This window comes from Streptomyces sp. HUAS MG91 (genome assembly GCF_040529335.1).
GTDB classification, from domain to species: domain Bacteria; phylum Actinomycetota; class Actinomycetes; order Streptomycetales; family Streptomycetaceae; genus Streptomyces; species Streptomyces tabacisoli.
This window is the reverse complement of the sequence record NZ_CP159534.1, coordinates 4,702,012-4,722,523: the sequence shown is the minus strand read 5'-3', so window position 1 is coordinate 4,722,523 and position 20,512 is coordinate 4,702,012. Positions and strand designations below refer to the sequence as shown.

Annotated in this window: 17 protein-coding genes; 11 read left to right on the top strand and 6 right to left on the bottom strand. The window is 73.8% G+C overall.

All coding sequences use genetic code 11. From position 1 onward, the window contains the following. Window positions 1-149: 149 nt before the first annotated feature. Both ABII15_RS21535 and ABII15_RS21530 read right to left on the bottom strand, forming a co-directional pair. On the bottom strand, window positions 150-3,272 hold the full coding sequence (locus ABII15_RS21535) for a molecular chaperone Hsp90 (RefSeq protein ID WP_353943949.1): 3,123 nt from the start codon (window positions 3,270-3,272) through the stop codon (window positions 150-152). A 207-nt stretch (window positions 3,273-3,479) separates the two neighbouring features. Further along, a complete protein-coding gene (locus tag ABII15_RS21530) occupies window positions 3,480-4,403 on the bottom strand; it encodes a DUF3027 domain-containing protein (RefSeq protein WP_353943948.1) in 924 nt (307 codons plus the stop codon). A 362-nt stretch (window positions 4,404-4,765) separates the two neighbouring features. Here ABII15_RS21530 and ABII15_RS21525 point away from each other — a divergent pair, with 362 nt between their 5' ends. From ABII15_RS21525 to ABII15_RS21505, 5 genes are all read left to right on the top strand, one after another. Next, a complete protein-coding gene (locus ABII15_RS21525; RefSeq protein WP_353947142.1) occupies window positions 4,766-6,097 on the top strand; it encodes an MFS transporter in 1,332 nt (443 codons plus the stop codon). A 158-nt stretch (window positions 6,098-6,255) separates the two neighbouring features. Next, window positions 6,256-6,732 (top strand): DUF2771 domain-containing protein, encoded by a 477-nt coding sequence (locus tag ABII15_RS21520; RefSeq protein WP_353943947.1) that lies wholly within the window; start codon window positions 6,256-6,258, stop codon window positions 6,730-6,732. Continuing rightward, window positions 6,702-7,394, top strand: a complete 693-nt coding sequence (locus ABII15_RS21515; RefSeq protein ID WP_353943946.1) for a futalosine hydrolase — start codon at window positions 6,702-6,704, stop codon at window positions 7,392-7,394. The genes ABII15_RS21520 and ABII15_RS21515 overlap by 31 nt, the downstream gene beginning before the upstream one ends. Continuing rightward, window positions 7,391-8,245 carry a 1,4-dihydroxy-6-naphthoate synthase gene (locus tag ABII15_RS21510; RefSeq protein WP_353943945.1) on the top strand — a complete coding sequence of 285 codons (855 nt, stop codon included), beginning with the start codon at window positions 7,391-7,393 and terminating at the stop codon, window positions 8,243-8,245. The genes ABII15_RS21515 and ABII15_RS21510 overlap by 4 nt, the downstream gene beginning before the upstream one ends. A 102-nt stretch (window positions 8,246-8,347) precedes the next feature. Next, entirely contained in the window at window positions 8,348-9,100 is a 753-nt protein-coding gene (locus ABII15_RS21505) for an NAD(P)H-binding protein (RefSeq protein ID WP_353943944.1), read from the top strand. A gap of 199 nt (window positions 9,101-9,299) precedes the next feature. Here the strand turns inward: ABII15_RS21505 and ABII15_RS21500 are convergent, their stop codons facing one another. Further along, the gene (locus tag ABII15_RS21500; RefSeq protein WP_353943943.1) at window positions 9,300-9,683 is read right to left on the bottom strand and encodes a cold-shock protein; all 384 of its coding nucleotides are present in this window, start codon (window positions 9,681-9,683) and stop codon (window positions 9,300-9,302) included. A gap of 129 nt (window positions 9,684-9,812) precedes the next feature. Between ABII15_RS21500 and ABII15_RS21495 the strand changes: the two genes are divergently transcribed. Next, window positions 9,813-10,073 (top strand): hypothetical protein, encoded by a 261-nt coding sequence (locus tag ABII15_RS21495; RefSeq protein WP_111665364.1) that lies wholly within the window; start codon window positions 9,813-9,815, stop codon window positions 10,071-10,073. Here the strand turns inward: ABII15_RS21495 and ABII15_RS21490 are convergent. Beyond that, a complete protein-coding gene (locus ABII15_RS21490) occupies window positions 10,052-10,702 on the bottom strand; it encodes an HAD family hydrolase (protein WP_353943942.1) in 651 nt (216 codons plus the stop codon). The genes ABII15_RS21495 and ABII15_RS21490 overlap by 22 nt on opposite strands. Before the next feature lie 95 nt (window positions 10,703-10,797). Here ABII15_RS21490 and ABII15_RS21485 point away from each other — a divergent pair, with 95 nt between their 5' ends. From ABII15_RS21485 to ABII15_RS21470, 4 genes are all read left to right on the top strand, one after another. Then, the gene (locus ABII15_RS21485; protein WP_353943941.1) at window positions 10,798-11,811 is read left to right on the top strand and encodes an iron ABC transporter permease; all 1,014 of its coding nucleotides are present in this window, start codon (window positions 10,798-10,800) and stop codon (window positions 11,809-11,811) included. 5 nt (window positions 11,812-11,816) lie between these two features. Beyond that, entirely contained in the window at window positions 11,817-12,905 is a 1,089-nt protein-coding gene (locus tag ABII15_RS21480) for an iron ABC transporter permease (RefSeq protein ID WP_353947141.1), read from the top strand. After that, entirely contained in the window at window positions 12,902-13,699 is a 798-nt protein-coding gene (locus ABII15_RS21475) for an ABC transporter ATP-binding protein (protein WP_353943940.1), read from the top strand. Before ABII15_RS21480 ends, ABII15_RS21475 begins: the two co-directional genes overlap by 4 nt. A gap of 256 nt (window positions 13,700-13,955) precedes the next feature. Beyond that, window positions 13,956-15,005 (top strand): glycosyltransferase 87 family protein, encoded by a 1,050-nt coding sequence (locus ABII15_RS21470; RefSeq protein WP_353947140.1) that lies wholly within the window; start codon window positions 13,956-13,958, stop codon window positions 15,003-15,005. On the opposite strand, the gene ABII15_RS21465 is transcribed toward ABII15_RS21470, so the two are convergent. Together ABII15_RS21465 and ABII15_RS21460 are read right to left on the bottom strand one after the other, a co-directional pair. Further along, entirely contained in the window at window positions 14,957-16,600 is a 1,644-nt protein-coding gene (locus ABII15_RS21465; RefSeq protein WP_353943939.1) for a DNA repair helicase XPB, read from the bottom strand. The two genes, ABII15_RS21470 and ABII15_RS21465, sit on opposite strands and share 49 nt — an antisense overlap. A 284-nt stretch (window positions 16,601-16,884) precedes the next feature. Next, entirely contained in the window at window positions 16,885-19,320 is a 2,436-nt protein-coding gene (locus tag ABII15_RS21460) for a helicase-associated domain-containing protein (protein WP_353943938.1), read from the bottom strand. Between the two features lie 142 nt (window positions 19,321-19,462). Here ABII15_RS21460 and ABII15_RS21455 point away from each other — a divergent pair, with 142 nt between their 5' ends. Next, window positions 19,463-20,512: a hypothetical protein gene (locus tag ABII15_RS21455; protein ID WP_353943937.1), complete on the top strand. Its 1,050-nt coding sequence runs from the start codon at window positions 19,463-19,465 to the stop codon at window positions 20,510-20,512.

Genomic DNA, 20,512 nt, shown 5'->3' with positions numbered 1-20,512 from the left:
GAGAAGGGGACCCGCGGTGCGGATGCCATCACGCGGGTCCCAAGAGGTCTAGGAGTCTGTTGACTCGCGAAATAGACCGGTGGCACAGGCGACAGGTTGTACGGAATCCCCCATACCGGAAGTGATCTACGTCTCAGCGGAGTGCGGGCTCAGTCGAACCAGCGGTCCCGCGCCAACTCGCCGGTCCGGGACGGGTCCTCCAGGAGCGCGGCCACCTCGAACCGGCGCGGCCACTGCCCCGCCGCCCAGGCGAGCCCGGCGGCGACCCCCTCCAGGGTCGCGGCGTGCACGGTGCCGTCCGCGGTGCGCCGCCAGTCGGCCTCGGCCCCGCCGACGTACAGCTCCTCGTACTCCAGATACGTGGCCGGGGTCGCCGCCCCCAGCAGCGTGCGGACGGAGTCGGGCACGGGGTGCTCGGTGGGGTCGGTGCCGGTCGGCTCGGCGGCGACGGCCTCGCTGAGGCGCCGCACCTGGAACAGCTCGGCGAGTTCGGCCGCACGGGCCGGGGCGACCGGCAGCAGCGGCAGCCCGCCGGCCAGCGGGATCAGGTCGGGGGCGTCGGCGACCAGCGCGTCGGCGGCGTCGGCCACGACGACCTCGCCGTCCCGCACGGCCCGCAACTCGTCCGGCAGCGTCACCTGTTCGGGGTCGAGGTCGGCCAGCAGACCGTAGATGGCGTGCAGTTGGGCGGGCCCGACCGGGCGGTCCGGGTCGGCGAGCCGGTCGAGGAGTTCGGCGGCGCCGCCGGGTTCGTCGAGGAGGGCGGCGACGGAGGTGCGCACTCCGAGGGCGCGCAGCACCTGCTCGTCCTCGAAACCGGCGGCGTCGACGTCCTCGTAGAGCCCGTCGAGCAGCGGGTCGCCGCCCGCCGCGCGCAGTCCGGCGGGGCGGCGGCCGTCGAGCACCGGATTGCCGCGCAGCCACCAGGCCGTGTACGGGCGGACGAGTTCGTGGGTGCCGTCGGGCAGCAGCACGCGGACGGGCTGGGTGAGGGCGTCGCGCAGGGGCGGCCGGGCGAGCAGCGCGAGCGCCTGCGGCCAGCGGTCCTCGTCGACGAGGTCCAGGTCCCGTACGGCGACGAGTTCGGTGGCGACCGGCGGTACGGGCGTGTCGGGCAGCCGGTCGAGCGCGTCCTCGCACCACACGTCGACGGCATCGAGCAGCCCCGGGTCGTCCGGTTCGGGGTAGTCGGAGTCCCGCGGGTCGAGTTCGTCGGGGTCGAGGACGACGTCACCGGCGCGGACGAGGGCGAACGTGGCGAGCACCCCGCACGCGGCGAGCGGGCCCTCGCCCCACCGCTCGGCGAATTCGTCGTCCACATACGGGAGTTCACCCTCACGGAGGACCCCGGCGAGCGGGCTGCCGGGGAGGACGAGTTCGGCGGCGGGGGCGAGTTCGCCGTCCTCGTCGGGCAGGGCGAGGGCACCGAGCCAGGGTTCGTCGCCGGTGTCGAGGTGGGCGTCGCGGACCAGGGTGAGCACGACGTCCGCCAGCTCGTCGGCGCCGAGGGCGCCTTCGTCGTCCCAGGCGGGTTCGTCGTCGAGGGAGGCGGCGACGGCCGCGCGGACCTGCGGGGTGGTGAGGACCGCGCGGGGTGTGGCGGGCAGGGCGCCCAGCTTCTCCAGGAGCGGGTGGGCGGCGTCCGGGTGGGCGACCTTCAGGCCGAGCCGGGCCAGCGCGTCGCCGGGGACGGCGGCGGCCTCGGTGGTGGGCAGCAGCACCTGGCGCGGGCCGATGGTGGTGCGGCCCCCGGCGAGCGGCACGGGCAGGCCGGTGAGCCGGTCGGGGTCGACGCCGGCCAGGGACTCGTAGAGCCGCCGCCACCAGCCGGGCTCCTTCTCCAGGCCCGCGAGCCGGTCGACGGCCTCGGTGAGCGGCAGCCGGGCGACGCCGAGGGTGCGCAGCTCGGTACGGCGTTCGAGGCCGGCGGGCAGCAGGCTCGGCAGCACGTCGGCGAGGACCCGCACGGTGTCGGCGCCGGCCCCTTCGACGACCTCGGCGTCCCGGGGCTTGAGGGCCTCGGGACGGTCCTCGTCGTCGTCGGGTGCGAGGACGGGCGGCAGGAAGGGGGTGCGGGGCAGGCGTTCCAGGATGGCGGCGCGCAGGGCGCCGTCCAGTTCGCTCCTGCCGAGCGGGCCGGGGACCAGGTCGAGGATGCCGGGGCCCACCGGGCGCCAGGTTTCGAGGAGTTCGGCGTAGGCGTCGGCGGCGCGCTGCACGAGGTGGTCGGTGAGCGGGCCGGGCGCGACGTGCCGCCGGGTGGTGTCCAGCGGGAACGAGGCGATGAGCAGCGCGGGCACGCCCAGCGGCTCGTCGCTGGGCGTCGGGGCGTGCAGCACGGGGGCGCTGACGGGCCGTCGCGGGGCGCCGTCGTCGTCGACGGGCACGGCCCAGGTGACGGACCAGTGCGGGCGGAGGCGTTCCTCGACGGGCCGGTCGGCGAGCAGGACGGCGTCCAGCGGGCCCTGGTGGCCGACGGTGCGCCAGCGCAGGGCGGCGGGCTCCCGGGCGTCGTCGGTGATGACGGTGTACGGGGTGGTGGCGTCCGGCGCGGTGCGGCGCAGGGTGCGGGTGCCGGCGTCGGTGGTGACGGTGACCTCGGCGAGCCCCGGCAGGGCCAGCAGCAGCGTGTCGTCGATCTCGTCGAGCAGCCGGGCGGCGAGGGCCTCGGCGGCGGCGTCGCGCAGCGGCAGCACCACGACGGTGTCGTACGGGTCGGGGGCCTGGCCCTCGGCCGGGAACGGCAGCCTGAGCAGCGGGACGTGGCCGTCGCGGCGGCGCAGTTCGTCGCCGAGCGCGGGGCTGGTCAGGGCGGCTTCGGCGGCGGCGTCCCGGGCTTCGGCCAGGGACCAGCGGACGCCGCCGGTGCGGCCCAGGACGGCGGGTTCGTCGGAGACGGCGAGCACGGCCGCGAAGCCGACGCCGAACCGGCCGGTGGCGGTCTCGGCGTCGTCCCGCTTCGCCGAGGCGCGCAGGGTGGACAGGGACTCGACGCCGGCCGCGTCGAGGGGGGCGCCGGTGTTCGCGGCGGCGAGGACGCCGTCCTTCAGGGTGAGCGCGAGGCGGCCCCGCGCTCCCGCTCGGGCGGCGGCGTCGGCGGCGTTCTGGGCGAGTTCGACGACCAGGCGGTCGCGGTAGCCGCCGAGCGCGAGGTCTTCCTCGGCGTTGGCGTCCTCCCGGAACCGGGCGGCGCCGGCCGCCCAGGCGTCCAGCACGCCCCGCCGCAGTCTGGCGGTGCCGAACGGCTCCGGCGCGGGTTCGCTGACGCTCACGGGTGCACTCCTCTGGCCGGCTGGAACGATCGGCCCGAACGTTATCGCGGAGCGTTTGCGGGCGCGGGCCCGGTGGGGGCTGGTCGCGCAGTTCCCCGCGCCCCTGAGGCATGCGCTGCGCGCAGCCTCCCCTGGACGAGCGGAGCTCGTCTCAGGGGCGCGGGGAACTGCGCGAGAAGCCCCACCGGGCCGCGGACGACAACGGCGCTAAGAGTGCCCCAAGTCGTCGGCGCCCTCGGCGACGGCGCCGACCGAGCCCGCGTCGGGCTCCGGCCGCAGCGGAAGGACATCCACCACGGTCTCGTCGATCACCGGCTCGGCAGGCCGCGGCGGCTTCGGCATGACGGCCGCCTCGGAATGCCCCCCGCACCCGTACGACAACGACACGACCCGCCCGTCGGCGGGCGAGAACTCATTGGCGCAGACTCCGAACGCCTGCCCGAGCGACCCCCCGATCGGGCACAGGAACCCGCATGAGACACAGGTCGCCGGCGCGGCCTGCGCCATCGGGGTCTTGGCGCCGAAGCCCTCTTCCCAGCGGTCGGCCGCGACATGCAGCCCGTACCGCGACAGGACCCGGGCCCGCCGCATGCCCAGCTCCTCGGCGACCGAGGCGATCGACCCGCGGGACGGCACCACCGGCAGCTCGGAGACCGGCCCGTCGGTCAGCTCGGCGTCCTCGGCCTCGACCAGCTCGGCCATGTCGTCGGAGACGGGCGAGTTCGGCGCGGGCCCGTCCTCGCCGGAGAAACCGGGCTCCAGCCGCAGGTCGTCGGACTCGGTGGGCAGCAGATCGCCGGGACCGAGGTCCCCGGGGCGCAGCCGCTCGCTCCACGGCACCCACTCGGGCGCGAGGAGGGCGTCGGGGCCCGGCAGCAGGACGACCTCGTCGAGGGTGACGTACTTGGCGCGGGAGGCGCGGGCGACCGTGACGGCCCAGCGCCAGCCCCGGTAGCCGAAGTCCTTGCACTCGAAGAGATGCGTGACGACGCGGTCGCCCTCGACGACCGTCTCGACGTGCTCGCCGACCACTCCCGGGGCCGCGGCCTCATCGGCGGCAGCCCGGGCGATGTCGACCGCCTCGGCGCACAGACGGTCGGGGGTGCGGCTTCGCGTTGTCGCTGCGCTCACAGGTATCGCTTCTCTCCTACGCCGTCTCTCGAGTGCGCCATCCTGTGTGCGGGAGCGCGGACGGAGCGGACCGGAGGGCCGCGTCGACGTCCGCGCCCGACGTTCCGGGCGCACCTACGCCATCCATTCTGCGGGATGGCCGAGAGGCGCGCGGCCGAGAACAACCGCCGCGGGCGCGCTACGCACGCTACCTCCTTCCACGCCCTGCGCCCACACCGACGTACGAGCCGCGCCCGATACGGAAGCAGACCCGCATGCGCATATCGGCACTAGTACGCCCGTTCAAGGGGCACTATGACTGGGTGGCTGCCGCAAGGTCGTCGTCCGGTGCGACACGGTACGAGTACAGCGATGCGGGCCCGGTGCACGGGGCCGTACGCAAGGTCGGCCGTGCCCTGAGACTGCCGTTCACGGGCACCGCGCGCGGCATCCGGAAGGCGACGCACGCCCACGGCGCGGGCGAGTCGGGCCTCGGAAAACTCATCGAACTCCATGCGGTGAACGGCGCGGGCGACGTCATGATCACGGTCGCGCTCGCGTCGACGGTGTTCTTCTCGGTGCCGACGGACGAGGCGCGCGGCCGGGTGGCCCTGTACCTGGCGATCACCATGGCGCCGTTCACCCTCCTGGCCCCCGTGATCGGGCCGCTGCTGGACCGGCTGCCGCACGGGCGGCGCGCCGCGATGGCCGGGTCGATGCTGGCGCGGGCGCTGCTCGCCCTGGTCCTGTCCAGCGCCGTGGTGGGCGGAAACCTCCAGCTGTATCCGGCCGCGCTGGGCGTGCTGGTCGCCTCGAAGGCGTACGGCGTGGTGCGCTCGGCGGTCGTGCCGCGGCTGCTGCCGCCCCGGTTCTCCCTGGTCAAGGCCAATTCGCGGGTCACGCTCGCCGGGCTGCTCGCCACCGGCGTGGCGGCGCCGATCGGGGCCGGGTTGCAGGCGATCGGGCCGCGCTGGCCGCTGTTCGGGGCGTTCGCGCTGTACGTCTCCGGGATGTTCCTGTCGTTCTCGATGCCGCGCAAGGTCGACTCGGCGAAGGGCGAGAGCCGGGCGCTGCTCGCCGCCGACGAGGAGCATCTGCACGGGCCCGGGAAACGGCAGCGCAGGCCCGGGCTGCGCACGGTCGGGCCCGCCGTCACCCATGCCCTCGCCGCGAACGCCTCGCTGAAGTGCCTCTCCGGCTTTCTGATCTTCTTCCTCGCGTTCCTGCTGCGCGAGCATCCGATGACCGGGCAGAGCGCGGCTGTGTCCCTGGGGATCGTGGGGGTCGCGGCGGGGGCCGGGAACGCGCTGGGGACGGCCGTCGGGGCCTGGCTCAAGGCGCGGGCGCCCGAGATCATCATCGTGACCGTGGTGGCCGTGGTGCTGGGGGTCGCGGTCCTGTCCGCGGTCTTCTTCGGGGCCGTGATGACGGCGTGTCTGGCGGCCGTGGCCGGGTTCGCGCAGGCCCTGTCGAAGCTGTCGCTGGACGCGACGATCCAGCGGGATGTGCCGGAGGCGGTGCGCACGTCCGCCTTCGCCCGGTCCGAGACGTTGTTGCAGGTGGCCTGGGTCTTGGGCGGGGCCATCGGTATCGCGCTGCCGTTGGTGGGGGCGCTGGGGCTCTCGGTGGCCGCCGCGATCGTGGCTCTCGGCTGGCTCACCACCGTCCGAGGCCTCCTCACCTCGGCCCGCCACCCCCACCCCCGGGTGGCCTAGGGCCTCTTAGGGGCGCGGGGAACTGCGCGAGAAGCCCCCACCGGCCGTCAGCCGAACGACAACCCGACAAAAGGCGCGGGGAACCCCACACCGGCCCCGGCCACGCCGACACACGCCCCACCCAGAGCGGCAGCGAACCCGCCAGATAGCCTTCCGCCATGACCTCCCAGCGTTTCGCCGCGCGCCACCGCCGCGCCCTGGCCGCCGTCGGTGCCGTAGGCGCCGGACTGCTCGTCCTCTCCGCCTGCGACAAGCCGACCCCGCTGGCCACCGTCACGGTGGACCGCAGCACGGTGAACTCCGAGGCCACCTGCTACAACGACGGCAAGTCGCTCAAGGCCTCCTCCCTCCAGGGCTGCCTGAAGGACAAGGACGCCAAGACGATCAAGGTCGACCCCGACGCGACGGTCCGCTTCGGCGTCGACCCCGAGATCGCGGACAAGGGCTGGACGCTCCTGATGAACGGTCAGCCCCTGACCGACTCCAGCAAGAAGACCTACCGCACCGTCCCCGGCAGCGTGTTCTTCAACCAGCAGTACGGCGCCACCGGCGCGGCCACCACGGTCACGATCCTGGAGGGCGGCAACTCCAAGGCGTACGGCCTGTGGTCGTTCAAGCTCGAGAAGGACTCCTGACGGACACCGCGCGCATCCTCGTAGCCACCGCGGTCCCGGCGGAACGGGACGCGGTGGCGCGAGGCCTGCACGACAGCGGGCCGGCGATCGACGTCGTGGCGGTCGGCGTGGGCCCGGCGGCCGCGGCGGCCGGCACCGCCACCGCCCTGACGAAGGCCGCCCTCGCCGGCCACCCGTACACGCTGGTCGTGTCGGCCGGCATCGGCGGCGGCTTCACCGCCCCGCCCGGCGCGGTCCTGATCGCCGACGCGATCACCGCCGCCGACCTCGGCGCCGAGACCCCCGAGGGCTTCGTACCGGTCACCGAACTCGGTTTCGGCACCGTCACCCACCGTCCGCCGGCTTCCCTCGTACGAGACATCGCCGCCCGCACCGGGGCGACCGTCGGCACCGTGCTCACCGTCTCCACCGTGACCGGCACCGCCGACCGCGCCGCCCTGCTGGCCCAGCGGCACCCCGGCGCCGTCGCCGAGGCGATGGAGGGTTTCGGCGTCGCCGAGGCCGCCGCCGCGCACGGCGTGCCCGTGGCCGAGATACGTACCGTCTCCAACGCCGTCGGGCCCCGCGACCGCGCCGCCTGGCGCATCGGTGACGCGCTCGCCGCGCTCACCGACGCGTTCGGGAAGGCGGCGCCCGTATTGGAGAGTTGGAAGAACACATGACTGACAGCACGCGCATCGCCTTCTCGCCCTGCCCGAACGACACCTTCGTCTTCGACGCCTGGGCCCACGGCCGCGTCCCCGGCGCCCCCGCGCTGGACGTGACCTTCGCGGACATCGACATCACCAACGGCGTCGCCGAGCGCCGCGACCCCGCCTTCGACCTCCTGAAGGTGTCCTACGCGGTCCTGCCCTACGTCCTCGACGACTACGCGCTGCTGCCCTGCGGCGGCGCCCTCGGCCGCGGCTGCGGGCCGCTGGTCCTCACCCGCGAGGCGGACGTCGACCTCTCCGACAAGCGCGTCGCGGTGCCGAGCGAGACCTCGACCGCGTATCTGCTCTTCCGGCTGTGGGCGGCCGACACGGTGCCCGGCGGCGGGGTCGGCGAGATCGTCGTGATGCCGTTCCACGAGATCATGCCCGCCGTGCGCGACGGGAAGATCGACGCCGGGCTCGTCATCCACGAGGCCCGCTTCACGTACCAGAACTACGGCCTGCACAAGCTGGCGGACATGGGCGAGCACTGGGAGGCCACGACCGGCCTGCCGATCCCGCTCGGCGCGATCATCGCGCGGCGCGACCTCGGCGCCGAGAAGCTGCGCGGGTACGCGGACGCCGTGCGCACCTCGGTCCGGATGGCCTGGGACGCCCCCGAGGCCTCGCGGGCGTACGTCATGGAGCACGCCCAGGAGATGGACCCGGCCGTCGCCGACCAGCACATCGGGCTGTACGTCAACGAGTTCACCGCCGACCTCGGCGACGACGGCTACGCGGCGATCCGCGGGCTGCTCACCCGGGCCGCCGCCGAGGGCCTGGTCCCCGCGCTCGCCCCGGACGCGCTCGCGTTCCCGTAATTGACCCGGATTTCCGGCGGCTCAATGCACCACTCGGCGGGTCTTTTCGCACCGTAGATTCGATGACGTACCGAGCGGACGTCACAGAAGAGGGTGCGGACCATGAGCAGAATCGCCGTCGCGGGAGCCACCGGAACGGTCGGCACGAAGATCACCGCCCGGCTCACGGCGGCCGGTCACACCGTGGTGCCGGTCTCCCGCGCCGCCGGGGTCGACCTGCACACCGGGGCCGGGCTGAAGGAGGCGCTGACCGGGGCGGACGCGGTGATCGACGCGGCGAACGCGTTCCCGTCCGACCCGGCCGCCGATGTCGTCGAGACCGTCGCCGGGGCCACCCGGCTGCTGCTCGACACCGCACGCGACCTGGGCGTCGGGCGGTTCCTGCTGGTCTCCATCTGCAACATCGAGAACCCGGTGTTCGACGTGAACCCGTACTACGTCGCCAAGCGCGCGCAGGAGAAGGCGGTGGCCGAGAGCGGGTTGCGCGGGACGGTCGTGAAGACGACGCAGTGGCACGAGTTCGCGACCAACCCGGCCGCGGTGGCCTTCGGCGATTCCTCGGTGGCCGTCGGGGACTGGCTGATCCAGCCGGTCGCCGCCGATGCCGTCGCCGATGTCGTGGTCGAGCTGGTCGTCGCCGACGAGGCACCGGAGGTCGTGGAGCTGTCCGGGCCGGAGACGGTCCGGTTGCCGGAGCTGACGGCTCGGTTGCTGGCGGCGCGCGGCGACGGCCGTCCTGTGGAGACCGTCCCCGCGGTGCTCCCGGAACTGTCCGAAGGCGTCCAACTGGCCCCCGCCACGGCCCGCATCGTGGGCCCGTCGATCGAGTCCTGGCTCCGCACCCAGACCGACTGAAAGGTCTCGTCACCAAGTGACGGCCGGTGGGGGCTGGTCGCGCAGTTCCCCGCGCCCCTGAGATGCGCACTTCGTGCGGCATCTCATCAGGAGAGGCTGCGCGAAGCGCACGCCTCAGGGGCCCGGTGGGAACTGCGCGAGAAGAGGCCACCGGCTCGCGCGCGGACGACGACCCCGGAGATCCGGGTCCGGCCGGAGGTCAGACGTCGAGTTGGTCGGCGACCGCGCGGAGCAGGCCCGCGATTTTCTTGCCGGCGGCCTTGTCGGGGTACCGCCCCCGCTCCAGCATCGGCGTGATGTTCTCCAGCAGCGTCGTCAGATCCTGCACGATCGACGCCAGCTCATCCGGCTTGCGGCGCTGGGCCGCCGCCACGGACGGCGTCGGATCGAGAAGGGTGACCGAGAGCGCCTGATCGCCGCGCTGCCCCGCGACCACCCCGAACTCGACGCGCTGGCCGGGCTTGAGGGAGTCGACGCCGGCCGGAAGTACGGAGGAGTGCACGAAGACGTCGCCGCCGTCGTCGCGGGAGAGGAAGCCGAAGCCCTTCTCGCTGTTGAACCACTTGACCTTGCCGGTAGGCACGTGAAGTCCTCGTCCTCGTACTAGAAAGAAAACGCTCTGGACAGCTCTGAACAGCAATACAGCGGGCCGAGGCCGGCCCGCCGCCACCTAGACTATGGGCCCCTCTGGGCTGGGAACTACCCTGGCGGGGTGCGTGACAAAACCCAACTCAATTCCCGGGCAGCCGTGAGCGGCCCCGGTGACGGGCTCGTGAAAGCGGGCGGCATCGTCTTCGTCGTGGGGGCCATCGCCACCCTGGTCACGATGGCCCCGCTGTTTCTCGGTACCGACCCGTTCCCGTCCGTCGCCTACGCGGTGTGCATGCTGATGGGCGTCGGTTTTCTGCTGGCCGCAGCCGGAGTGCTGCGCGGGATCGCCGTGCAGCGGCGTCAGGCGCGCTCGGCCACGTAACCCGCGAGCCACTCCGGGAACGCGGTGAGGTCCGTGAGGATCACGTCCGCGCCGGCGGCGCGCAGTTCGTCGGCGTCGCACGGGCCGGTCGGCACCGCCACGGACAGGGCGCGCGCGGTGCGTGCGCCGCGTACGTCACCGATGTGGTCGCCGACGTAGACGCTCGCGCCGTGCTCGCGCAGCGCCTCGCCCTTGCCCTCGGCCCACAGGTCGCCGACGACGGCGTCCGCGTCGATGCCGAGGTGCGACAGGTGCAGCTTGGCGTTGGGCTCGTACTTCGCCGTGACGACGATCGCCCGGCCGCCCGCCGCGTGCACGGCGTCGATCGTCTCGTGGACGCCCGGCATCGGCAGCGTCGGCTCGATCGCGTATGTGGGATACATCTCACGGTAGAGGTCGGTCATGGCCGGAATCCGCTCCGCCGGGAACCAGTTCGCCATCTCGTCCGTGAGCGGCGGGCCGAGCCGGGTGACGACCAGGTCCGCGTCGATGTACGTGCCGGTCCGCTCGGCCAGGGCCACCCAGGTCGCGCGGATCCCGGGCCGCGAGTCGATCAGCGTCATGTCGAGGTCGAAGCCGACGACGGGTCCGGGGGCGGCGGGGTTCTGGGGATCTGTGAGGGCAGCCATGAGCGCCATTGTGCCCCGGGCATACGATGGCACCGCACAGCCGATACTTAGCTAAGCCTAACCAAGCCCGCGTACGTCCCTTGGAGAGCACGCCCATGCCCGTCAGACCCGGTGCCGTCGGCGCTGCCAGGGTGGGGGCGCTCGTGGCGGCCGCCGTGGCCCTGGTGCTCGCGGTGCTGCTCAGCCTCGCGGTGGGCGCCCGCGCGATCGCGCCGTCCGCCGTGTTCGACGCCCTGCTGCACGGCGGGCACAGCAACGCCGCCGAGGTGGTCCGGGGCCTGCGGGTGCCGCGCACCGTGGTCGGCGTGATGGTCGGCGCGGCCCTCGCGCTGGCCGGAACCGTGCTCCAGGGCATCACCCGCAACCCCATCGCCGACCCCGGCATCCTCGGCATCAGCCAGGGCGCCTCGGTCGGCGTCGTGCTCGCCATCGCGTACCTGGGCATCCACACGCTCACCGGGTACGTGTGGTTCGCGTTCGCCGGGGCCGGGATCGCGGCCGTCGCCGTCTACGCGATCGCCGCGTCCGGGCGGGGCGGCGCGACCCCGGTGAAGCTCGCGCTGGGCGGCGCCGCGATCAACGCGCTGCTCGTGTCCGTGACGACGGCCGTGCTGACGACGAAGGCGTCCGCGCTGGACGAGTTCCGGTTCTGGCAGGTTGGTTCGCTGTCCGGCCGGGACGCCGACCTGATCGGCCAGATCTGGCCGTTTCTGCTGGTCGGCGTGGTGCTCGTACTCTCCGTGGCGCGCGGTCTGGACGCGCTCGCGCTCGGCGAGGACGTGGCGAAGGGGCTCGGGCAGCGGGTGGCGACCGTACGGATCGTGGGCGGGCTCGGCGCGACCGTGCTGACCGGGGTCGGGGTGGCCGCCGCCGGGCCGATCGCGTTCATCGGGCTGGCCGTGCCGCACATCGCGCGTGCCGTGGTCGGCTCCGACCACCGCTGGCTGCTGCCGATGGCCGCGCTGATCGGGCCCGTGATGCTGCTGGTGTCGGACACGATCGGCCGGATCGTGTTCCCGCCGAGCGAGGTGCCCGCCGGGGTGATGACCGCGCTGCTCGGGGTGCCGTTCCTGGTGACCCTGGTGCGCCGGAAGGCGGTGCCCGCGTGAGCGCGGTGAAGGAGGCCGGCGAGGTGCGCCGGGTGCGGCCCGCCGGGTACGCCGTGCTGCGGGCGGGCCGGGCCCGGTTCCTGGTGCACCGCAGGGCGAGCGTCGTGGCGGCGGTCTGCGCCGTGCTGCTGGCCGCCTCCTGCCTGGCCTATCTGTGCGTCGGGGAGACCTTCATCGGCCCCGCCGAGGTGTTCAAGGTCCTCACCGGGCAGCCGTCGCCGGACGAGCTGGTCGTGGGCACGCTGCGCGAGCCGCGCATGGTCGTCGGGCTGCTCGTCGGCGCGGCGTTCGGGATCGCGGGCGCGCTGATCCAGACCGTCGCCCGCAACCCCCTCGCCAGCCCCGACATCATCGGCATCAGCCAGGGCGCGAGCGCGGTGACGGTCGCCGCGATGACGTTCGGCCTCTCCTCGTACGCGTATCTGCCGTACGTGTCCGTGGCCGGCGGAGTCGTCGCCGCCGCGCTCGTCTACCTCTTCGCGTGGCGGGGCGGCCTGCACGCCACTCGCTTCGTGCTGATCGGCATCGGCTTCGCGATCGCGCTGCGCTCGGTGACGACGCTGTTCATGACCAAGGGCGACTATCTCGTCGCCCAGCAGGCGCAGATCTGGATGACCGGCTCCCTCAACGGGCGCGGCTGGGCCGAGGCGCGGCCGCTGGCCTGGGCGCTGCTGATCCTGCTCCCCTGCGTCGCGTGGGCCGCCCGCGCGCAGCGCACCGTCTCCCTCGACGACGACACCGCGACCGCGCTCGGGGTGCGGCTCGGGCGGGTGCGCCTCGGGCTCGTCGCGCTGGGCGTGGTCCTCGCGTCGCTGGCCACCGGCGCGGCCGGGCCGGTCGACTTCGTGGCGCTGCTCGCCCCGCAGATCGCCCGGCGCGTGACGCGCACCGCGCAGATCCCGCTGGTGACGTCCGCCCTGCTCGGCGCGCTGATCGTGGTCGTCGGCGATCTGCTGGCCCGGCGCCTGTTCTCGCCGACCGAGCTGCCGGTGGGCGTCCTGACGGCGGCCGTCGGCGCGCCCTATCTGATCTGGCTGATCATCCGCAGCCGTGCTGTCCGCACGAGTTCCGCCCGTTCCGGAGGTACCGCATGAGCCGGCTGACCGCCCGCGACCTGACGCTCGCCTACGACGACCGCGAGGTCGTGCGCGGGCTCGATCTCGCCGTGCCCGACGGGCAGGTCACGGTCATCGTGGGGCCCAACGCGTGCGGCAAGTCGACGACGTTGCGGGCGCTCGGGCGGCTGCTCAAGCCGGCCGGCGGGTCGGTGGTGCTCGACGGGCGGGCCCTCGCCGAGCTGCCCACCAAGAAGATCGCCCAGCAGATCGGGCTGCTGCCGCAGACGCCGGTGGCGCCCGAGGCGATCACCGTCGGCGACCTTGTCTCCCGTGGGCGGCAGCCGCATCAGCACTGGTGGCAGCAGTGGTCCGACGCCGACGAGCGTGCCGTGACCGAGGCCATGGAGCGCACCGACGTCGCCGCCCTCGCCGATCGCAACGTCGACGAGCTCTCCGGTGGGCAGCGGCAGCGCGTCTGGATCGCCATGGCGCTCGCCCAGGAGACCGACATCCTGCTCCTGGACGAGCCGACGACGTACCTGGACATCGCGCACCAGGTCGAAGTCCTGGACCTCGTCCGCCAGTTGAACCACGACAAGGGGCGTACGGTCGCGGTGGTCCTCCACGACCTGAACCAGGCCGCGCGCTATGCCGACCACTTGGTGGCCATGAAGGCGGGCCGCATCGTGGCCGAGGGCCCGCCCTCCGAGGTCATCACGGCCGAACTGGTGGCGGAGGTCTTCGGCCTGACCTGCATAGTCATCCCCGACCCGGTAACAGCCTCCCCCTTGATCATCCCCACCTCCCCCTGGCACCCACCCACGAACTGACCCGACCACCCCGCACCCCTGAGGCATCGCTCCGCTGATGGGGTCGCGCGCCTCTCCTCCGGGGCCGATGAGATGCCGCACGAAGTGCGCATCTCAGGGGCGCGGGGAACTACGCGACCAGCCACGACGAGAGGCGCGCCTGCGACGCATAGGCTCACCCAACGTGACCTCCCGCACACGCACCGCAGCCGTCTACCTGCTCCCCCTGGCCTCAGCAGCCGCCCTGATCACCCTCTGCATCGCCCAGCACACCCCGATGTCCGACGTCCAGGTCTACCGCGCAGAAGGCACCGCCGCCGCGACCGGCGGCCGCCACCTCTACGACTTCACCGTCACGCAGTGGCAACTCCCCGCGACCTACCCCCCGTTCGCCGCGCTGCTCTTCATCCCCACCACCTCGCTCCCCCTCCCCGCCCTGAAGGCCACCTTCCTCCTGGCCAACATCACCCTCACCGCGGCCCTGGTCCACCTCTCCTGGCACCGCCTGGCCGGCCTCCCCGCCCGCGCCACCACCCTCTGCACGGCAACGGCCCTCGCCCTCTGGCTCGAACCCGTCTTCCAGACCGCCGTGTTCGGCCAGATCAACCTCGCCCTGGCCTGCCTGATCCTCTGGGACCTGACCCGGAGGGATACCGCCCCGGCGAAGGGCCTCGCGCTCGGCGTCGCGGCCGGGATCAAACTGACCCCGGCCGTCTTCATCGCGTACCTGTACCTGACGGGAAGGCGCCGCGAGGCCGCCCGCGCGACCGCCGGATTCCTCGGCACCGCGGCCTTCGGCGCGCTCGTACTCCCGTACGCCAGCGGCCAGTTCTGGACCAGAACGCTCTACGAGACCGGGCGCGTCGGCAAGGCGTGGATCGTGGACAACCAGTCGCTCCAGGGCCTCGTCGCCCGCGCCCTGCACACCACCGGACCGGGCCTGCTCTGGGCGCTCCCGGCGGCCCTGGTGGCGGTCGCCGGACTGTACGCGGCGACCCGCCTGCCCGCCCCGCAGGGCATCGTCGTCACGGCCGTCACCGCGCTGCTCGTCTCCCCGATCAGCTGGTCGCACCACTGGGTGTGGTGCGTGCCGCTGCTCGCGCTGCTGTGGGCGCGCGGACAACGCCGTACGGCCGTCGCGGTGGCGGTCGTCTTCACCGCCCGCACGATGTGGCTGCTGCCGCACCAGGGCGACCTGGACCTGGCGCTCCCGTGGTGGCAGCAGCCGCTCGCGGCGCCCTACCCGCTGCTCGGCCTGGCCCTGATCGCGGCGTGGGGTCAGCTCTCGGCGAGGAGTTCGTCGGCGTCGACGATCCGGTACGCGTAACCCTGCTCGGCCAGGAACCGCTGCCGGTGCGCGGCGAAGTCCTGGTCGATGGTGTCGCGGGCGACGACCGAGTAGAACCGGGCCTCGTGCCCGTCCGCCTTCGGCCGCAGGACCCGGCCGAGGCGCTGCGCCTCCTCCTGACGCGAGCCGAACGTGCCCGACACCTGGATGGCGACGGTCGCCTCCGGCAGGTCGATGGAGAAGTTCGCGACCTTGGACACCACCAGGACGCTGATCTCGCCCTCGCGGAACGCGTCGAACAGCTTCTCGCGCACGGCGTTCGTCGTCTCGCCCTTGATGACGGGGGCGTCGAGGTGGGCGCCGAGTTCGTCGAGCTGGTCGATGTACTGGCCGATGACGAGGGTCTGCTCGCCCGCGTGCTTCTTGACCAGCGCCTCGGTCACCTTGCGCTTGGTGGCCGTCGTCGCGCAGAACCGGTACTTCTCCTCGGCCTCGGCGGTGGCGTACGCGAGCCGCTCGGAGTCGGTGAGGTTGACGCGGACCTCGACGCAGTCGGCGGGCGCGATGTACCCCTGCGCCTCGATCTCCTTCCACGGCGCGTCGAACCGCTTGGGCCCGATCAGCGAGAACACGTCCGACTCGCGGCCGTCCTCCCGTACGAGGGTCGCGGTCAGGCCGAGCCGGCGCCGCGCCTGGAGGTCGGCGGTGAACTTGAAGACCGGCGCGGGCAGCAGGTGCACCTCGTCGTAGATCACGAGCCCCCAGTCGCGGGAGTCGAACAGCTCCAGGTGCGGGTACACACCCTTCCGCTTCGTCGTCAGCACCTGGTACGTGGCGATGGTGACGGGCCGGATCTCCTTCTTCGTACCGCTGTACTCGCCGATCTCGTCCTCGGTCAGCGAGGTCCGCTTCACCAGCTCGTGCTTCCACTGGCGGGCCGAGACGGTGTTCGTGACGAGGATCAGCGTCGTCGCCTTCGCCTCCGCCATCGCACCCGCCCCGACCAGCGTCTTGCCCGCGCCGCACGGCAGCACGACGACACCGGAGCCGCCGTGCCAGAAGCCCTCGACGGCCTGCTTCTGGTACGGGCGCAGCGACCAGCCGTCCTGGTCGAGCTCGATCGGGTGCGCCTCGCCGTCCACGTACCCGGCGAGGTCCTCGGCCGGCCAGCCCAGCTTCAGCAGCGTCTGCTTGATCTGGCCGCGCTCGGAGGGATGCACGGCCACGGTGTCGGGGTCGATCCGGGCGCCGACCAGCGGCTGGATCCGCTTCGAGCGCAGGATCTCCTCGAGGACCGGGCGGTCGGTGCTGGTCAGGACGAGGCCGTGCGCGGGGTGCTTGCTGAGCGTGAGGCGGCCGTAACGGTCCATGGTCTCGGCGATGTCGACGAGCAGCGCGTGCGGTACCGGGTACCGGCTGTACTGGACCAAGGCGTCGACGACCTGCTCGGCGTCGTGGCCGGCGGCCCGCGCGTTCCACAGGCCGAGGGGCGTCAGCCGGTACGTGTGGATGTGCTCCGGCGCCCGCTCCAGCTCGGCGAACGGAGCGATCGCCCGCCGGCAGTCGTCGGCCTGCTCGTGGTCGACCTCCAGGAGCAGGGTCTTGTCCGACTGGACAATGAGTGGACCGTTCACGCGCGGCACCCTTTCCGTAGGCCAAACGTCCAGTGTGCCTCATGCTCCGCACCGACCGTGATCGTCTGCGGCCCGCGCTCTGTCAGGCGCCGCTCCCCCGGGTGCGGTTCCCTCACGCGCGCCGCCGTCGTGGCTGGTCGCGCAGTTCCCCGCGCCCCCGAAGGCATGCGCTGCGCGCGCCTTCCCCGATGAGATGCCGCACGAAGTGCGCATCTCAGGGGCGCGGGGAACTGCGCGACCAGCCACGACGAGAGCCGCGCCCGAGATCCGGTCGGCCGACGGAGTCACCCCGCGTCGGGCTCCAGCTCCGCCACCCCCGTGACCCGGTGGAGCGGATAGGTGCGGACCTCGTCCGCCGTGTGGTCGTACGCCGTCACGAACCCGCCCTCGACCCGGATCGGCGCGATGACCCGCTGACTGGCGGAGCCCTCGGCGTTGACGTACCCGATCCACAGCGTGTCCCCCGTCAGCACCGCCGCCTGCATCGTGGCGAGGGTGTCGGCGGCGCTGGTGCGCGGGAGTTCGCCGTTGGCGGCCTGCGCCTGCTTGCGCGGGGTCGTCGCGGCGGTGTCCCCCGCGCGGATGGCGCGGATCGCGGCGCCGAGCAGCGTGACGTCCGGCAGCGGAGGCCCGTCGGGAACCGGTTCGGGGGCCGTGCGCGGCGGCGTCCGGTGGGCGTGCGCCCGGGTGATCAGGACATCGCCCTCGGCGGTCTCGGCGGCCGGCGCGAACCCCATCGAGCGCAGCCCTTCGAGGAGCGTGCCGGGATCGGCCTGGGCGGCGAGGACCGTGGGCGCGAGGCGGCGCAGGCGCAGCCCGGCGGCCCGCTTGTCGGCGAGGATCTCGCCGAGCACGGTGTCGTCGTCGCAGCGCACGTAGGCGGAGGCCGCCCCGATGCGCAGGTGCCCGTGCCGCCGGGCCACGTCGTCGATCAGGTAGGCGAGGGGCTGCGGAACCGGCGTACGGGAGTGGGCGGCCAGGAACGCGTGCAGGTCGGAGGCGGTGCGGCCCGCGTCGAGCGCGCGGCGCACCGAGCCGGGCGTGAACCGGTAGACGGTCGCGCCGCCCTTGGACTCCACGTCGGCCAGCACGGCCAGCGCCTCGCCGAGCGGCCGCTCCAGCGGGCCGGGGGCGACCGCCGTCAGGTCGGCCTGGAGCAGCACGTGGTCCAGCGGGTCGGGCAGCAGCGGCCCGAGGAGCTTCTCGGCGCTGGCGACGGCCACGGCCGACTCCGCCGAGGCGTCCGGCGCCTCCGCGTGGGCGGACAGCAGCGCCCGGCCGTGCGCGGACAGCGCCCCGCGCCCGGTGAACCCGAGCAGTTCGGCCTCCGCGAGCGTCCAGCGAGCCAGCCGTGTGCGCAGGTCGAGCGTCGCCGGGGACGGGCGCTCCCAGGTCAGCCGGGCGGTCACCGACTCCGGGTCCGGTTCGGCGCCCTCCGGCAGCGCGGCGAGCAGTCCGAGGACGTGGCGGCGCACCTCGGGCGCGGCGGACCGGTCCAGGTGCGGGCCGAGCGCGGACAGCGTCCGGTCCTTGCCGTCGCGGCCGCCCACCAGCCCGGAGGTGCGGGTCGCCGCGAGCCAGGCGGTGGCGAGCCGCGTCCACCGCTGGACCGGGGGCCGCTCCAGCCACTCGTCGTAGGCGGGGGTCGCCGCGTACCGCTCGTCGGCCTCGCCGTCCGAGGCCAGCAGCCCGGCGGCGTAGGCGAGTTCGACCCAGAAGGCGGCCGTCTGCTCGTCGGTGTCGAGGGCGGCGGCGGTGCGCTTGAGGTCGCGCACGCTCAGGCCGCCCGCGCGCAGTACGGCCGGGCCGCCCTCGTCCCAGTCCTTCAGCAGCTCCTCGACGGTGTCCAGCGCGGTGTACGCCTGCGCCGCCGCCGTCGCGTCCACAACCTGTGGACGGTGCTCGGCGCGCGCCGCGACCTCGGGCGGCAGCGGCTCCAGGGTGCGGTGCGCCCGCCCGCCGCGCAGGTGCAGCGCCGCCTCCCGGGGCAGCACGACGGTGCCGGGTGTCGTCGGCACCAGCAGCGCCCGGTCGAGCAGCCAGCGCAGATGGGCGGCGGGCCGGGCGGTCACCTGCCCGTACGGGGGTCCCCACACCAGCCGGTTCAGTACGTCGATGGCCTCGGCGGGCGCGTCGTCGAGCAGCGCCGACATCCGCTCGGGGTCGGTGAACAGGGCGGTGAGCGCGGCGAGCGCCGACACCGGGTCGTGGGTGCTCGGCAGTCCGGCCGCCGCCACGATCTCCTGGACGCGGCCCGGCGACATCCCGGCGGTGGCGTCGGCGACGGTCGGCCCGAGCCCGGTCGGCGAGGGGTGCTGCGGGGTCGGTACGAGCAGTTCGCGGGCGGTGCGCACCAGCCGCAGCTGGTCGTCGCCGCCCCAGATGAGTGCCTGCTCGCGCAGGGTGGCCACGGCGCGCGGCAGCGTCTCCTCGGTGTCCGGTCCCGGCAGCAGCGCCGCCAGCGCCTCGTACGTCGCCGGTTCCGGGGCCACCGCGAGGGCCTGCGCCACCTGCTGGGTGAAGCGGTCCAGGCGGTCCAGGGCGCGGACCACCGAGGCGCGGGTGCCGGCCCGGGTGGCGAGCTGGGTGAGGTCGCCCGGCACCGGGCTGAGCAGGTCGGGGCGGGCGCGCAGGAGGCGGGCCAGGGACGGGTCGTCCCTGCCGCGCAGGGCCTCCGCCAGGGAGCGGGGTGCCGCCGGTGTCTGCTCGTTGGGGCTCATCTGTCCCACGGTAGCGGTGGACCAAGCCTCTCCGGCGTTTGAGGAGCGGGGTCCGGGGCGGCGCCCCGAAACCCGCGCCCGTGCGGACAGGGCATTCGCGATACCGTCGATCCATCAATTGCTGCACCCCGGAGGGGACTTCGTGGGGATCGAGAGTGATCAGCTCGTCTTCGACTATCTGAGCCGGGTCGGCGACCTGGCCCAGCAGCGCCAGATGCCGTCCGCGACACGCATGCGCCTGGTCACGGAGTTGCGGGGGGAGATCGACCGGCGCCGCGCGAGGACGACGGTCGACAGCCCGGCGGCCGTGCGCCGCATCCTGGAGCGCCTGGGGACCCCGGACCGGATCGTGGCGGGCGCGCAGGACGGTGGCGGCGGGGCCGACCCGGCGGCGCCCCTGGTCCGGCCGCTGCCCGAACAGCCCACCGGCAAGAGCGACCGTCCCGGCAGGAGCGACCGCATCGGCGGGCTGCGCCGGAAGGTGCCGCGCCCGCGCCGGGCGGCCGCCCCCGCTCCGGCCGTGCCCGAGGACGTGCCCGCGCCGCCGCATCTGGCCGGGACCGACGAGCTGGGCGTGTCCGGCGACGTGACCGACTGGTGGCGGATGGGCGACGGCCCGTCCGGCTCGCTCACCGAGACGGACAGCGTGCCCGGGTTCGTCGGCGGGGTGGAGATCCCCGAGCTGCTCAAGCCGCCGAAGAAGCGCGAGGACGGCCCGGACCTGCGCAAACGCCCGTCGGTGCCGGTCGAGGACGACGAACCGGAGGACGAGCCGGACGCGGCCGACGAGGGCGACGGGGGCGGCCCGGCGAAGAGGGTGCGGCGGCTGCGGCGTGCCGTCGTGCCCGCGGGCGGTGTGGTCAACCCCTTCCTGCTGCTGGCCGCCGCCGCCCTGGTCGTCGGCGCGGTCCTCGGCAACATCCTCCTCCTGCTGGCCGGCTGGGCCGTCGTCTTCCTCTCCCGGCGGCTGACGGACTTCCAGAAGAAGGTGGCGGTGTTCGGGCTGCCCGGCCTCGCGGTCGCGGGCGGTGTCGTCTGGCTGTGGGGGCGCGGTGCCGGGAAGTGGGGCGCGGCCATCGCGGACGGGAAGATGACCGACGCGTTCCAGGAGACCTGGCCGTGGGTGCTGCGGTGCGCCGCGATCGCCTCGGCGCTGTATCTGCTGTGGCGCTCGCAGCGCACCCGTCTCTGA

Excerpts from the sequence above, each read along its gene's own strand:
- ABII15_RS21505 (WP_353943944.1), top strand. The coding sequence starts at position 8,348 with ATGAGCAGAATCGCCGTCGCGGGAGCCACCGGAACGGTCGGCACGAAG.
- ABII15_RS21475 (WP_353943940.1), top strand. The coding sequence starts at position 12,902 with ATGAGCCGGCTGACCGCCCGCGACCTGACGCTCGCCTACGACGACCGC.
- ABII15_RS21520 (WP_353943947.1), top strand. The coding sequence starts at position 6,256 with ATGACCTCCCAGCGTTTCGCCGCGCGCCACCGCCGCGCCCTGGCCGCC.
- ABII15_RS21485 (WP_353943941.1), top strand. The coding sequence starts at position 10,798 with ATGCCCGTCAGACCCGGTGCCGTCGGCGCTGCCAGGGTGGGGGCGCTC.
- ABII15_RS21490 (WP_353943942.1), bottom strand. The coding sequence starts at position 10,702 with ATGGCTGCCCTCACAGATCCCCAGAACCCCGCCGCCCCCGGACCCGTC.
- ABII15_RS21510 (WP_353943945.1), top strand. The coding sequence starts at position 7,391 with ATGACTGACAGCACGCGCATCGCCTTCTCGCCCTGCCCGAACGACACC.
- ABII15_RS21460 (WP_353943938.1), bottom strand. The coding sequence starts at position 19,320 with ATGAGCCCCAACGAGCAGACACCGGCGGCACCCCGCTCCCTGGCGGAG.
- ABII15_RS21470 (WP_353947140.1), top strand. The coding sequence starts at position 13,956 with ATGTCCGACGTCCAGGTCTACCGCGCAGAAGGCACCGCCGCCGCGACC.